The organism is Legionella santicrucis (assembly GCF_001468135.1).
In the GTDB taxonomy this organism is placed as follows: domain Bacteria; phylum Pseudomonadota; class Gammaproteobacteria; order Legionellales; family Legionellaceae; genus Legionella; species Legionella santicrucis.
Map to the genome: position 1 here is coordinate 210,684 of NZ_LNYU01000085.1, position 14,656 is coordinate 225,339.

A 14,656-nucleotide genomic window follows, 5' to 3' on the forward strand; every position below is an offset into this window, starting at 1 on the left:
AATCATAAAACCTGTTAGTTCTCTTCTGTTTCTATGAAATCTAAAAAGTGCATACCTCCAACATAATTCGAATAACTCCATTAATCCTGTCCTAATTTTTTTATATTTAAATAAAAGGTATGAGATTTTGATTTTAGGAGTTGAAAATGGAAGAGCTAAAAAAAGAAATGTTACAAAACTTAATTGTTTCTGTAGAAATTCTTATCAAAGAAGAAATAAAAAGTCACCCAATTCTGAAAGGGCCAGCCTCTTCTGCTTCTAAGATTCTTAATGTGATTAATGAATTTAAAACTTTAAATGCAGAAGAACAAGATAATATCGAAAAACTTAATCGCGTGGTTGCAAAAATAGAAAGATTAGCTTTAGCTTCCCAACGTAATCGAGATAATCCACTTGCTCGATTTTTGATGGCTGATTCTTCAGGAGTGTACGATGATATTGTGAATAGTATTGCTGCTATCAAAATGAATAAGTTGTTGCAAGATTCAGTATCATCTCCAGAAGTACAACAAGAGAATTGGATAGAGCTCTCTTCACAAGGTAGATCTGAAAGCCCTAAAGAGAGTATGAGTGAAGAAATCAGTGAGAGTGATTTACTTATATCTTCATCTTTACCTTTACCTTCTTCGCGGCCTGATCCGGAGTTAAAAAGGGAGGAACAAAAATTATCATTCTCAGCAAAAACTTACGATGATGAGATTTGGGAAAGACCTATTCGAAGGCGTAAGGCTAGAAGCCCTCAACAGGAGACTATTGATCTTAATGATTTGTCGATATCCTCCTCTATACCTTCTTCACAACAATCTCCAGAGTTAAAAGAGATATCATCACCTGCTTCCTCCTCCTCCTCTTCTTCTTCACAACCTGATCCAGGGTTAAGAAGACCGCGATTACAACGTGCAGATAGAGCTATATTTAGACAGTCAGTAATAAGACCTCTGATAAATATCAATGCAGAAGATCAAGGTAAAGCTGTTGAAAAACAAGAGGCTCCACAAGCATCTTCTCCGAGTTTTACCTTTGTTTCTGAAGCAACGAATCAGCAAATTATTAAAGTAATAAATACCAATTATGCACCTAATCTTAAGGGTAATTTTGAATCTATTTCATCTCAAAGCAGCCAGGAGATGCTGAGCAGTTTAGAGCAAAATTTAAGAATTTGTGAACGCTTAAAACATCCTTACCCTACTTGGGTTTACACAAGAATTGAGCCTGAACAGCCGGGAGAGAAGGCCATCATAAAAATAAAACACGATCCAACAACCTCTATAACACATAAAGAATTAGATACAAAGATTAAGTATTCTATAATTACGAGAAAATTAAGTATCATAGGCGGAGTATTAACTCTTCTTGACTCACCAGATTATTTAACATCTAACCCGGAACAAAAACAAGCAATAAGAAATGAACTTGCCAGGCTGAGTAATGAAATCATTGCATCCAGAAACAATGCGGTGACACCTGATCCCAAAGAAGAGCTGGATCGTTTTGTGGTCAGCTTAGCCACATCGCTTAAAACAATGACTAATCCAGTACCCAATAATATAATCCGTGATATTCGCGAAGCAGAGCGTTATTTTGTTGCCGAACATAACAAAAATCAGGTTTTAATTGTAGAAACCCCTAGAGAAAATGAAACAATCCTACAAATAGATATTGGACTCAATCATCAACTCACTCCGGAGCAAAAACAAGAATACTTGGCCATTCATAATAACGAAGACAAGCAACCTAAGTGGTTTCAAGCGTTGAGTGCCGCCGAACAATCTTGGTATTTGGAAAGAATCCCACATCCTAATAATCCTGAAGCAGTAAAAGAAGAGAAATGGAATAATTTCCAACTTCTTTTCAAATCATCGGCTATGCCGCATGCCCCTGGCTTTCCTAATGCTCGAATCAATTATTTAATGCTAAAACGAAATGAAGGCCTTGAAGTTGTTAGTGCAAGTGTGAAATCGGCTACTCCTGTGAGTTATGAAATGCCTTCTGAGGAACAGGAAAAACACTCTAAAGATAATGCACAACAACTTGTAAATATTACCCAACATTTGGCCTCCATCAATCATGAAAATTTATGGGGGAATTTCTTTCGTGATAATAAACCTAAAATACCGATTTTAATCCAATCATTATTAAGCGAAAAAGTAGAAAAGATGGGGTTCGAAGTAGCAAAGGCGGATAACCGACTAATTCAAGGCCAGGTAAAGGCCATGAAAGATCTGGATGCAGAAGGATTTCACCTCATGTATCACAATGATGGGACTAATGCTTTTTCACGTGGAAATAAAATCAGTATGCGTGATGATCCTGAGTTTGAAGAATTAGTCAATATTGCTGACGAATTCCTTGCTGCAGTTTATCACGAACTTGACCAAAGAATTAATGAAAAATCAGAGCATGCTAATTCTGCCTTGGAAGTTGAAGGAGGATATTTATTTTGTGTTGAAAAAGGAAAAGCAGTTGAACAACAGACCCGTCTTAATAAATTCATAGAAAGATTAGAAGGAAATCCACATATAACATCGGAGCAGAAGGCAAGTATCATCATCATGATTCGAGTTTTGGATGAATATCATCGTGACCCTCAAGAAGATCCAAAATTATCACGTAATAAGGCAGAATATATTATTGCTTTAAAAAAGCTATTAGTTGAAGCAATGGGAGGGGCAGCTAGTAATAATTGTAAAAGTGGAAAAGATCGAACCGGACAAAGTGAAGTCTATCAACATGCCCTCACTTTATTTACCATGCTCCATTCAGAATCTGATGCACTCTTGAGTTATGATGAGAAAGGCGATCGTCGAAATTCATTTTGTCAACTTGCAGCGATGCTTAATGCATCACAGAAGATCCAAGAGGCAGCTGCTTTTAATACACCAGGTTGTGTAGGGACTAAATCAAATGGAATCTCTAAAATTATTGATGATGGTATTCGCCAAGAGGGACAGTTTAAAGAGCTTCATTCAAAAGGCTGTAAATTAGCAAGCATGAATAAGCCCAAAGAGTTTATTAAGGATGAAAGTAGCAAGGCGATGGAGGCGCAAAAAATGACGAATAAGACAACAAATGCGAAAAATAGATTAAATGATATAAAAGGTTTGGCAAATAAAAAGGCTCAAAATAGTGGGTACGAAGATATCACTTCTGAAAGTAGAAGAGATATGTCAATGAGTAGATAATGTATTTGATTAAAAACATTATAAGAATTAGATAGGTGAGTATGTACTCGAAAATCCCCCGAAGTAGGGGGACAGTTCTGAAAATAAGCTTATCTACCCAAGGAGAAGAGGGGAATTGCTTCTGGTGGGGCGTCGATCAAAGCAATAAGCTCAAGAAGTAATTGGTTGGCTTTTTGATCGTGGTTGAGTAATCCCCATTTTTTCTCAGCTAAGTGGGGTTCAGTACGATAATAAATCGAGAAAAAACCATTACCTATATTTTCTTGTTTGATACGTAAAAGAGCATGTTTTTGAATCAATGGATGATCAACGCTTGCCTTATTTTGGCAGAAATCGCCAAATGAAAGAGACATTTCGTCTTGATAATGTTCTAAGTACTCATTTTGTATTGTTTCGAAAACGGTGGAATGTCCGCTATCAAGTTTTGAGTCTTCACGTAGCATGCGTACTATTCTTGAAAGCATATCGTTATATTGTGTAGGACTTGCTTTTTTCAGAGAGGATTTTCCTTCCTGCAAATCTGTTTCACTCAAATGGAGAGAGTCCATTAAGAAATGAATGCATTGCATTGTTTCTTTATAATGAAGAGTTGTGCCATAACTTGCACAAGCAAGTCGGAATGCGAATGGGGTAGGTTTTGCTCCCAAATGATAAAGACGTAATGCTAAATCCTCATGACCTAAACGCAACAAAAATTCAGCAGGCAACATTGCTTCATAGGTAAAATTATCTTCATTATCAATAATAGATAATCGCTCATCATGAGTTATGCTAGTCTCAATATAACCAATAAAATCGTATAATAATTCAATAAGAGCTGGGTCATCTAAGCTCGATACAATTAAACTTTTGAATGGGTTATTGCCGCTTTTGGGATGAATCAAATTCAGGTAAGGGGATTGATCAATAGTCGCAAAATTAACTCGCTTTGCCATCAATTCCCGAAACAAAGAGGTCATTTGAGTGGAAGAGAAATTTAATTCATTGGTCGCGATAATATTTGCTAAAGTTGTTCTTGATTGATTTTCTTGAGTTATAGACTCATGACTGCCATAAATTCTCTTTGTTGCGGTATTAGTCCAATGAGGGGGGGTATGGCCCTCTTTTTCAATAGTAGTATGGCTATTAACTATAATTTGTTGATTTAAATATTCAGCATCGTAGCTTTGAATGAAAGACATTAGAAGATTATATTTAGCTTCTTTGTCGAGCGGGGCATTTAATAGTTCTGGTAATTTGCTATCCTTAATGATTAATGGTTCTTTGCATAACGTTTGAGAGAAACCAGGATTAGCATTATGATAAAAAAAATGTGGGGCTTTTTCTGCCATTTTATCGCGCATAATTACGAACCTATTCAGAAAGTTTAAAATTGATTGCTAATATAACAAAAGCGCTGAATCATGTTTATTATGTAACCACTATCTAATATCTATAGAGTAGTTTTATTTTATCCATGATGGCTTCATATTGATGATATTGTGCATATAAGTCAAGTGTAAAATGGATCTACTTTGTAAAAAAAAGAGCATTTCTTAGTGTACTTAAACATGGTTAACGCGTGAACATTCCAAGACATAGATTGTTGAATTGAAAAGGTTCCTGTTTTTGTATGTACGAACTAAAACTCATTGCAGCCATTGGATCTCTGTTTAGGTTTGATAACTTGGTGCTATAGGCATTTTATAAGCAGAAGTTACCTGAGCATAATGATCGTAATGACCATTCATCTCTGTTATCGGTTTATATGCTTCCTCAGTTTGATATTTCGTTAATACAGAATGTAATATTTGATTAAAGTTATCACTTGAAGTTAGATTCATTTCTTGTTTTAAATCTTTTAAGAAATTCCCTAAGCAATTTTTCCCAAATTTTTGTTCTATTTTAGATAATGCTTCAAGCGCATCATTTTTTGACAATTCAAAACATGAATCAATTTCCGGGCTAAAAATTTCAGAAATATGTGTAGGGATATTCTTTATAGATAAAGATTTGGCTTGAGCATAAAATAGGGATGCTCCTATATTGTAGCTTACGATATCAAAAGCGGCTTGTTGGAATGCGCCCATGAGTTGGGTCACTTGCCAATCGTCCTCTATTTCTTTATTTATTTCACCAGCTCTTTTAAGTTGCATATAGCCAGCTCCTAACCTGATTAAAGGCTGATAGAGAGATAAGCTTGTAGTCGCATCTATGATTGCTTTTGTATAATGATTTTCTTCATTAGATCCATAAGCTTTAGCTAAAGGCTCTATCATATTCAAAAAATACTGTTCACTAATATTATTGGCGCGAGCGTAATAATCTAGGCTATTGGCTAAATTAGATCCGTAGCTAAGCTCATTTCGTATAATTTGTTCGGTTGTAATTGGAGGTAATTTTAATCGGGTAGAATTTGCTTTTTTAAAAAATTGACCTCTTATTATCCTGGAGGTTGGAGTTCCAGCCTTACTTTTTTGAGAGGTCATTTGTTTTTTAGAACCCATGATATCAAAATTGTGTGTTCCTTCCGCATATTTAGTGATGCCCCATATATAGGTCCTGAGTGCAAACATTGAAAAATACTCACTATGAAGCTTATCATTTTTTAATTCACTGACAGGAGAATAATGATATTTTATAAACTCATCTCTTTCTTGTTGGGTCATGAGCTTGCATCCTTTAGGACTATCAATCTCTTCAGTTCTAGCAAATAAGGTTAAATCGGTGGGTATTGGCATTTATAATTCTCCTTCTGTAATTGTAGATCTAAAAATAAAAACTACATAATAATAAAATCAATAGATTAATGAAGGAAAATAATGAGTCGACGCTTTTTTGCTGCAGAGTCACAATTTTTTTATGTTTTTTGCGTCTAATCTCGTAAATAGAGATTAATACAACAGATAAAAACATTCTTTTTTATGTCATAAAAGGTTTTTTTGCAGGAGGTATGAAATTTGGTTTTTTCGCAAAAAATTTTGAATTTTGAGCTTTAAAAAGGTTATTACGTTTTCATTCTCAATTTTGTATGCGGAGGCCCCTACTCTCATCATGCTCTAATTCAGGTTGTTTATCAACATTGTATAATGCTTTTATTTCATTAAGCTTTTGTTTAAAAGCGCCAGTCTTATGTTTGCTATTATTTACCTGGTTATCGAGTTTGTTGATTTCCTGTTTTAATTGGGATGATTCAAGTTTATCGATTTTATTAATTAAATCTTCTGCTGCTTTTATATGATGTCTGTTCCAGGCTCCACTTAAAATGCGCTGAAATACAGAATTGTTCTTAGTATAATCAAGAAGGATGGCTTTCATGAGTTCGCGCTGGGCCTTATCTAACTTGCCTTCAAGTCCCTCAATTTTTTCACCGAGTTTTTCTATTTTCACCTCTCTTTCACTTATTTTCTTCCCATAGATCCTTTCGCTCGCATTTGTCACGGTGCTTTTCCGAGCTTGAATTAAATTGTTGCGCTCTGTGTTATCTAACGTTAGTCTATCATTTTTATATTCCTGTAGATCCTTATTTATGGTGTTATCTTTTTCTAATCGCAACTTGTTTAACTCTTTCTTATTGTCATTGCGCTCGATTTCCTTATCTTTCAGCGATTGTGCTATTTGTTGAATATTCTCTGTAAGCTCTGAAATTTTGGTACCCGATGTGTATGTGATTGGCGATGAACTTAGGAATGTTTCTATTTTTAAGAGTTTGCGTACTGCATTTTTTTGTTCATTATTATAGTTATCAATATATTTATTTTTTACCTCAATATTTTCTATCTCGGATTTTAGGTCACTTTTCTGGTTTTCAAATTTGTTTTCGATTTGTTTAACTAAATTATTATTATTCGTTAATTTTTTTTCAATTTCACTAAGATCAGCTTGATATAAACCAAGCAAAAGTTCGTTTCCGTTTTTGAGCTTAAGGTAATTAACTATGTTTGTTAAATATTCTCGATCTTTAGATTTGTTTTCGATATATTTAATCGTCTCATTAATTGTTGGAAACACCTTTTCTAAGCTATTTAGCTTTGACATGAGCTCTTTTTTTTCTTCTTCACTTAGATCATGCTTATTCAGCTTTTCTCTGATGTTATTGGATAACTCGAACAAATGTTGCCGCACACTCAAAAAAATATCTTTAGCATTGTTATTGGCAAAATCCTTTTCATCAAGACCTATAAGTTGATTAGTGAGTCCTTCTTGGTGTATCTCCTGTAATACATTTTTTAAATGTTCTTGTACCTCCCTATCAAGATTAGCAAGTATTGTATCTGCTTCTTTTAACTCTTTTTCAGATGGGGGGAATTGTAGTTCTATAAATTCTTGTTCTATTTTTTCTAACTCTTTCTTAACTGACTGAATTTCTCCTTCTTTTTTTTGATGCTGATGTGTTAATTCCTCTTTTATTTTTTTCGCTTCCTCTAAGCCTTCAGGACTAGAATTCTTTAATCGTTCTAATGATTGTTTTATCTCTTCTAATTCATTTTTTCCTGTAAAATTTAGATTTTCTTCATGTTGACTGATATATTGATCGCGCCTTGTTGTGAGATTTGAATCATTTACTGACTCGACTATAAGTAATGGCATTATTTCGCGGAGGAATGCGATATTACTTCCCTTTATCATTTCTATCATTACGATTTCAGGATCAAGCCCTTTGAAATCATCTTTCACTAATTTAAATTTATGGTGTTTATTATAAGACTCCAAAAATTCATCAAGTTTTAGAGCTGGACGTTTATCGGTAATTATATTTTTACTTTGCATGATTTCTTTTGAATAAGTACAGCATATAATCATATTGTAGTATATTTACTCATGAATTGTATTTCAGTCTTTTAAAGGATGCTGAGGCATCGCGAAGGCGCTTTCCTGAGCAATATAGGCGCCCAAAAATCATTGTAAAGACCAACGTATCTCTGAGTTTTCAGCAAGCATGCGTGACTGAAGACAGTGGATTGTTTCTCATGCTGCCAATGTGGACAGTCAATATGATAATGCCATTAACTACAACAGTCTTCGTTGACTGTCAGTCTTGATAGTCTCTCTGAACACCCTGTAGCACATGCTTTAGTATCGTATTGGCAACAACAAAAACCTCATAATGAACTATCTATCTGGATATATTATTGACAATAAAATTTGAAATATGATTATAATGCTTAGACGGATGTAATTTTTCACAAGGAAGGTGTCAGATGAAAAAGATATTTCAATGGTTGGCTGTAGTGCTCGATGACATTGTTGGTGTTGCTGAAGAGAAACCTAATAAACGTTATATGAGTATTTATGAGGCTCAGAAAAAATTTGATGCTGGCTTGATCAGCATGCATGAATACAATGAAGTATTGAAACGTACAAGAATGTGATTTAGACCCAAAACATAGATCAGTCATCTAAAAAGCATACCATAGATGATTGATTTTTATTCAATAATAGCGTATTATTTACGTTTGAAGTAATTACTTCAAATTTGAATCCGATGCGAATTGCAGCTTAAGTATGCCCTAACGAGATAGGGATAATTTAATGAATACTTAAGAGCGTAATTTCATGCACCAGTCTACTTTTCTCTATATATAAGCAATGTTTTCTGATACTACGAGTTAAGAGCACATCCCAATGATTTTTATTCCGATTTTAAAAGATTACTTGGGAGTAAGGATTATCATTGCTTATGGATAACGATTTTTAAAATTCATTGAAATTAATACGGTTTACTTAATTCATTAAGGAGCGATCGGATGGATGCCATCATTCGAGGAGATAAAATGAAAACAGCCTTATCATTAAACCATTTTATTCTACAAGCACTCAGGCCTTACAAACATTATGTTTTCATGTTTGTTTTTATTGCACTTTATTGGGCAGTCAATAATGCTCTTGCACCCTACATACTTAAAATTATCATTGATACAGTAGTAGCTCATGAGGGACATAGACAGGAAGTATGGAGTGCGGTGCAACCCTATGTCTGGTTTTATATCGCATTATGGATAGGAATTGCTTTTGATATGCGTCTCTTGGATTGGGTCAAGTTGCGTGTATTTCCAAGTATACGTCAAGATTTGATGAATAAAATGTTTGATTATTTAACAGAGCATTCCTATCGTTATTTTCAAAATAATTTTGCTGGTAGTTTATCCAATAAAATTGGAGACATGCATTCTGGGGTTATCACTATATTAACAACTCTTGATGATGCTTTTGCTCAATTTTTGGGATTAATCGTTGCTATTGGGATGATGTTGTTGGTGCATCCTTTATTTGCAGTTATTTTATTGGGCTGGGCGGCTTCTTTTTTATGTATTTCCTATTATTTTTTCCATCCTATACAAAATCTATCCCACATTTTTTCTACTACACGCACCAAAATATTTGGTCGCTGGGTGGACAGTATTAGTAATATTACTAATATTCGATTATTTTCTAGAAATACTTATGAAAGTCAACGGATCAGGGAATCGGTAGCTGAGGCTGTCAGTCAAGATAGAGCTATGGAGTGGATGATTATCAAGATGCGAATTTTCTGGGATATCAGTATTATTATACTTATTGGTGTGAATATTCTGCTCTTGGTTAATATGTACCAAAACAACCAGGTTTCAGTTGGAGACTTCAGTTTTATTATTTCCCTTTCCATTAGTATTTTTTACAACCTTTGGTATTTGGCGAGTCAATTTGTAACATTTGCAGAGGAAGCCGGAAAATGCAAACAAGCTTTAAGTATCATGGAAATGCCTCATGAAATCGCAGATAAAAAAGCGGCAAAACCCTTGGTAGTAAAAGAGGGACAAATTGAGTTTCTTGATGTGACCTTTCATTATCACGAAGGAGCCCATCTTTTTAAAAATAAAAACATTGTAATTCCTGCGCGACAAAAAGTAGGCTTAGTGGGATTTTCTGGAAGCGGGAAAAGTACCTTTGTGAATCTGATTTTACGTCTCTTTGATGTAGAGTCCGGTGAAATCCTCATTGACGGACAAAATATTGCTGAAGTAACTCAAAACTCTTTGCGCGAACAGATTACTATGATTCCTCAGGATACTACCTTATTTCATCGTAGTTTGCTCGAAAACATCCGTTACGGTTGTGTGGCAGCACCTGATGAAGAAGTAATCGCAGCATCCAAAATGGCCCATTGTCATGAATTTGTGAGTCAATTAAAAGAGGGATATGAATCTTTAGTTGGAGAGCGGGGTATTAAATTGTCTGGTGGCCAGCGTCAACGCATTGCTGTTGCCCGTGCAATGTTAAAAAATGCGCCTATCCTCATTTTAGATGAAGCAACTTCAGCATTAGACTCTGTTACTGAAAAGTACATCCAAGATGGATTACATGCTTTGATGCAAAATAAAACAACTATTGTGATTGCACATCGATTATCAACTCTGTCGCAAATGGATCGTATTTTGGTTTTTAATGCGGGTAGTATTATTGAAGAGGGAACCCATGAGGAGCTTATACAAGCTGATGGTCATTATGCCCATATGTGGCAAATGCAAGCGGGTGGATTTTTACCAGAGCAAGAAAACAATGACTCTTGAATTTGACATCAACTTTAGTAGGTACGAAAGCATAGCAATTGTCTTGAACTAAGAATTCAAGACAATTGCTTGCTATTCTGAGCATCATCATTATAAATAGAAGCAATATTGAAAAGCTCCTACATTTATTTAGTCAGCAGGTAATACTCATCATGAAAAAAAATAATATTGTTGTTTTGGATTCTAGGCCATTAATTAGTGATGGACTGTGCCTTGATAGTCTTTATGAGATAGGAGAAGTGATCCTCTATGATAAAACCCCTGACGAACTGGTGATAGAACGCAGTAGAGAGGCTGATATTATTATTACTAATAAAATAAAATTAACCGAAAAACATTTTAGTAAACTTCCATGCCTTCGCTATATTGGCGAAACGGCTACAGGTGTTGATAATATCGATATTAGGGCGGCTGCAAAGCACAATATTATTGTAACTAATGTTCCTGATTATAGTACTGACAGTGTCGCACAGCATGTGCTTGCTTTATTACTTACTCATACCAATCATGTTGAAGTTCATAACCAATCTATTCAACGGGGAGCGTGGCAAACTCAACCTTATTTTTCGTATTGGTTAAATCCCATAATTGAATTAGCTGGAATGACTTTAGGATTAATGGGATATGGCCGGGTGGCACAAAAAGTGGCTCAGGTGAGCAATGCTTTGGGAATGAAAGTTATTGCTCATAAACCAAGAATGTTTATCGATAAGCTAACAACGTGGGTAAGTTTCTCTGATCTTTTTAAACAAAGTGACGTATTAAGTTTGCATTGTCCATTGACTGAGGATACAAAAAATATAATTAACAGCGTGACGCTGCAACAAATGAAACCGACCGCTGTGCTTATTAATACTGGTCGTGGGGGTTTAATTAATGAATCAGATTTGGCCAGTGCGTTAAAGGCCAAGCAAATCACTGCTGCCTATCTTGATGTTCTAAGCGAAGAACCTCCGTGTATTGATAATCGTTTAATTGGCTTAACCAATTGCATCATCACGCCTCATATTGCCTGGGCCTCGGTTGCAGCACGAAAACGATTGCTAAATACAGTATGCGAAAATATTATTCATTTTATAAAGGGCCAACCCATTAATGTAATACGTCCTTCATAAATCAGTGTTTAAACAATTAAATCGATAACATCAGAAAAATAGCTTGGTTGCCCTGTTCTTGTGTACCAGGCTAGCACAAGTTTATTTTCATAGGATAAGCCAGAGTTGAGTAATACTAATTCTTTCTTGTCTAAATAAGGTTGGCATAATTCAGTGGATAGTACTCCAAACCCATACCCATTTATAAACAAAGATAATAATGATTCATTGACGTTAACAAAATGACGCTCTGGTCGAATATGCTTTAGTAAATCATAGTATTTTAGATAATTTAAAGTCATGGGATCAGATTCATCAAAATCTATTACTCGTTTGTTTGTAAAATCTCTTTTAAATCTCTTGTTTCCCAGGATGAAGAGCCTACCAAGACATAATTTTCCGCTTTGATGGGTTACTTGCATTTCTTTAAAATATGTTGAGGCTCGATAAAATTAGATTCTGTCAAACAATCATTCAGACACTGGTGAGCACGAACAAATCGCGGGCAAATTCCCAATGAAGTATGGGAGCCAATACTATATAAAAGTTAATGAATAATTTTCATCCTGATTAAAGACAAGAGTGTCCCTCAAAAAAATATCAATTACCCATGCTTAATGATTACTTAATACACACAATGTATAATTGCGAGCAACCAATTTTAGTGGGATCTATAAATGTCTAAATATGCTCCAAAAACAGCTACAAACTTACCATCAAATTCTCCTTTTCCAGCACAAAAATCACGCTATGAATCAAAGAAACCTAGCTATCAAACAAAACCAAACCATTCACAACCTCCTATGGACTCTGTGGCAGTATTTGAATGGGAGACTTTTGCTGCTTTAACTGATTTCTCAGATAACAGCTTGGCTGAAGTATATAAGCGTATTTCTCGAGATATTATTGAGCGCCCATACCATTATGATCCTCATAAAGTATTTAATGCTCAAGGTAAAAAAATAGATAAGTATCCATTTAGTAAAGCAAATAACACTGAACCTCCAGAAAAAATTCCTGACGTCGCTGTCTATAAGCAAAATCATGGAACCGGCCATGCAATACGACAGATGATTTATACCGATGCCTTAATCAATAAGATGGCTGTGGATGGCAATTCAAAAGGACGTGCTATCGCCCAAACAATTAATAGTAATCCTGAAATTAAAAGTGCTTTAAAATTAGCTGCATATTGTAAACGTATTGGCCGTACGTTTGATCATGAAAAAGATAATCGTGGCCATGCAACTATTTATTCAAAACGCTCTGCAGATATGTTTGAACAGATAGCGACAGAATTAGGATTTAACCATAATTTAATTCAAATTATTAAAGATGGCATGCTTGAACCCACCCCCAAAGAGAAACACACCTTAGACAGTTACAAAGATGTCGCAGGCATTAATGGTAAAGCTTTGAGATACTTTACTGAAAACGTATTGATGTCAGCTCATCGGATAGATTTAACCCGAATATTTTCTGTAAAGCGGAGTGCTTTAGAAAATTCTCTTCAATACTATTTTGATGATGCTCAATTAAAGGAAGTTGCTAATAATTTAGTAGAGATGGGATGTAAGGCCAATGCAATGACCGGAAATAAAGTTGCTCACCAAGAAGCTGGAGTTCATTATACTTATAAGCCTTCTTTAGATGGCAAAAAGCTAGTCGAGGTAGTGACTAATATAGATCAAGCCATTACCGATCTATCTCAGCTAAAATTAACAACATCAACTCCTGTGATAAATTTAGATATTCCAATAAGTCCTCCTCAACCTTCTTTGACTAAACATGTATTTGCCTTTGATATAGATGACACGTTAATCAAACAGCATTCATTCAAAGATAAAGGGGGGCCTGTCTTTAAGCAGAAAGAAATGTCTAAAATTAAGGCAAAAATGGCAGAGGCAATAAGTAATGGCCATGAAGTCTGGATTGTGACGGCTAATTGGACATATAAAAAAGATGATATGAAAAAATTATTTGCTCCAGACTCCGATAACCTACTAGAAAAAATAAAATTTTATAATGGTATCGATATTGGGCAAGAATTAAATATTCCGCGTGATCAATTACACACCATTCACTCTGAAGGCAAGAAAGCTGAATTTCTGTCAAAAGTAATAATGGAGAACGATGATTTAAAAAATTATAAAGTTAATTGTGTGCTTTTTGATGACACTCAAAGCCAAATCGATAAATGTGCTGCTTGCTGTTCTGCCAATATTAACATTGAAGGATATAGGGTCGATGATCATAAAGCCTTACGTAACGAGCGCTCGCGGCCCAAAAGGTTACTTTCTGACGTATTTGCTAAAAAAGTAAATAATGCACACCTTATAGCAACGCAACCTGGATTGAATCCACCTTCTGTACATTTGATAAAAGATTATTCTTTAGGTCATGGTCATAAAGTAATAGGAATCGCCGCCAATACAAAACCTGAAGGAGGATTTATTGTCCATGGAAAAAATTCCAATGGTGAGGATCGCTTTATTCAAGTTCACGCTAATGGAAGCATTCACAACTATCAAGGAAAGCGCATCATTAAAGGATATGTCGCTCAAAAAATGAAAGCGGAGGTTAGTGAGATTTTCAAACATTTTGATGTAATATTACCTGTGTCAGTAGAAAATAAAAATGTTTACAAAGTCTCAGCTGGAAAAAATATTCATTTCTTTTCCCCTTCTGTTCCAACACAGCACGTGAATAAATTAAATCACTCAATGGAAGCTAAGGCCCAACCTCAATGCTTTTAAAAGAGCTAAGTTAAGAACTAACCACTACTGTTCAAAGAAAAACGACCTCTCTCTCCACACATGTGGGGGGAGAGGACTTTCAGGGGCTAACTCAC

Annotated in this window: 9 protein-coding genes; 5 read left to right on the forward strand and 4 right to left on the reverse strand. The window is 35.1% G+C overall.

Going from position 1 to position 14,656, the window contains the following annotated elements; genetic code table 11:
- The first annotated feature begins 146 nt into the window (after positions 1 to 146).
- Positions 147 to 3,182, forward strand: coding sequence for a hypothetical protein (locus Lsan_RS16330; RefSeq protein ID WP_058515187.1), 3,036 nt, complete (start codon positions 147 to 149; stop codon positions 3,180 to 3,182).
- Between the two features lie 89 nt (positions 3,183 to 3,271).
- On the opposite strand, the gene Lsan_RS16335 is transcribed toward Lsan_RS16330, so the two are convergent.
- The 3 genes from Lsan_RS16335 to Lsan_RS16345 form a co-directional block, all read right to left on the reverse strand.
- Entirely contained in the window at positions 3,272 to 4,525 is a 1,254-nt protein-coding gene (locus Lsan_RS16335; protein ID WP_058515188.1) for a hypothetical protein, read from the reverse strand.
- 309 nt (positions 4,526 to 4,834) lie between these two features.
- Positions 4,835 to 5,902, reverse strand: coding sequence for a hypothetical protein (locus Lsan_RS16340; RefSeq protein WP_058515189.1), 1,068 nt, complete (start codon positions 5,900 to 5,902; stop codon positions 4,835 to 4,837).
- Between the two features lie 280 nt (positions 5,903 to 6,182).
- Positions 6,183 to 7,931, reverse strand: coding sequence for a DUF5617 domain-containing protein (locus tag Lsan_RS16345; RefSeq protein ID WP_058515190.1), 1,749 nt, complete (start codon positions 7,929 to 7,931; stop codon positions 6,183 to 6,185).
- A 431-nt stretch (positions 7,932 to 8,362) separates the two neighbouring features.
- Here Lsan_RS16345 and Lsan_RS22535 point away from each other — a divergent pair, with 431 nt between their 5' ends.
- From Lsan_RS22535 to Lsan_RS16355, 3 genes are all read left to right on the forward strand, one after another.
- Positions 8,363 to 8,533 (forward strand): hypothetical protein, encoded by a 171-nt coding sequence (locus Lsan_RS22535; protein ID WP_165482575.1) that lies wholly within the window; start codon positions 8,363 to 8,365, stop codon positions 8,531 to 8,533.
- A 375-nt stretch (positions 8,534 to 8,908) separates the two neighbouring features.
- On the forward strand, positions 8,909 to 10,711 hold the full coding sequence (locus Lsan_RS16350) for an ABC transporter ATP-binding protein (protein WP_237762174.1): 1,803 nt from the start codon (positions 8,909 to 8,911) through the stop codon (positions 10,709 to 10,711).
- A gap of 152 nt (positions 10,712 to 10,863) precedes the next feature.
- A complete protein-coding gene (locus Lsan_RS16355) occupies positions 10,864 to 11,826 on the forward strand; it encodes a D-2-hydroxyacid dehydrogenase (RefSeq protein WP_058515191.1) in 963 nt (320 codons plus the stop codon).
- Between the two features lie 8 nt (positions 11,827 to 11,834).
- On the opposite strand, the gene Lsan_RS16360 is transcribed toward Lsan_RS16355, so the two are convergent.
- Entirely contained in the window at positions 11,835 to 12,107 is a 273-nt protein-coding gene (locus Lsan_RS16360) for a hypothetical protein (protein WP_133134230.1), read from the reverse strand.
- 375 nt (positions 12,108 to 12,482) lie between these two features.
- Here Lsan_RS16360 and Lsan_RS16365 point away from each other — a divergent pair, with 375 nt between their 5' ends.
- On the forward strand, positions 12,483 to 14,561 hold the full coding sequence (locus tag Lsan_RS16365; protein ID WP_058515193.1) for a SidE phosphodiesterase domain-containing protein: 2,079 nt from the start codon (positions 12,483 to 12,485) through the stop codon (positions 14,559 to 14,561).
- The last annotated feature ends 95 nt before the right edge of the window (positions 14,562 to 14,656 follow it).

Coding starts and splice junctions, on each gene's coding strand:
- Lsan_RS16355 (WP_058515191.1), top strand. CDS start 10,864: ATGAAAAAAAATAATATTGTTGTTTTGGATTCTAGGCCATTAATTAGT.
- Lsan_RS16365 (WP_058515193.1), top strand. CDS start 12,483: ATGTCTAAATATGCTCCAAAAACAGCTACAAACTTACCATCAAATTCT.
- Lsan_RS16330 (WP_058515187.1), top strand. CDS start 147: ATGGAAGAGCTAAAAAAAGAAATGTTACAAAACTTAATTGTTTCTGTA.
- Lsan_RS16340 (WP_058515189.1), bottom strand. CDS start 5,902: ATGCCAATACCCACCGATTTAACCTTATTTGCTAGAACTGAAGAGATT.
- Lsan_RS16350 (WP_237762174.1), top strand. CDS start 8,909: ATGGATGCCATCATTCGAGGAGATAAAATGAAAACAGCCTTATCATTA.
- Lsan_RS22535 (WP_165482575.1), top strand. CDS start 8,363: ATGAAAAAGATATTTCAATGGTTGGCTGTAGTGCTCGATGACATTGTT.
- Lsan_RS16335 (WP_058515188.1), bottom strand. CDS start 4,525: ATGCGCGATAAAATGGCAGAAAAAGCCCCACATTTTTTTTATCATAAT.
- Lsan_RS16345 (WP_058515190.1), bottom strand. CDS start 7,931: ATGCAAAGTAAAAATATAATTACCGATAAACGTCCAGCTCTAAAACTT.
- Lsan_RS16360 (WP_133134230.1), bottom strand. CDS start 12,107: ATGACTTTAAATTATCTAAAATACTATGATTTACTAAAGCATATTCGA.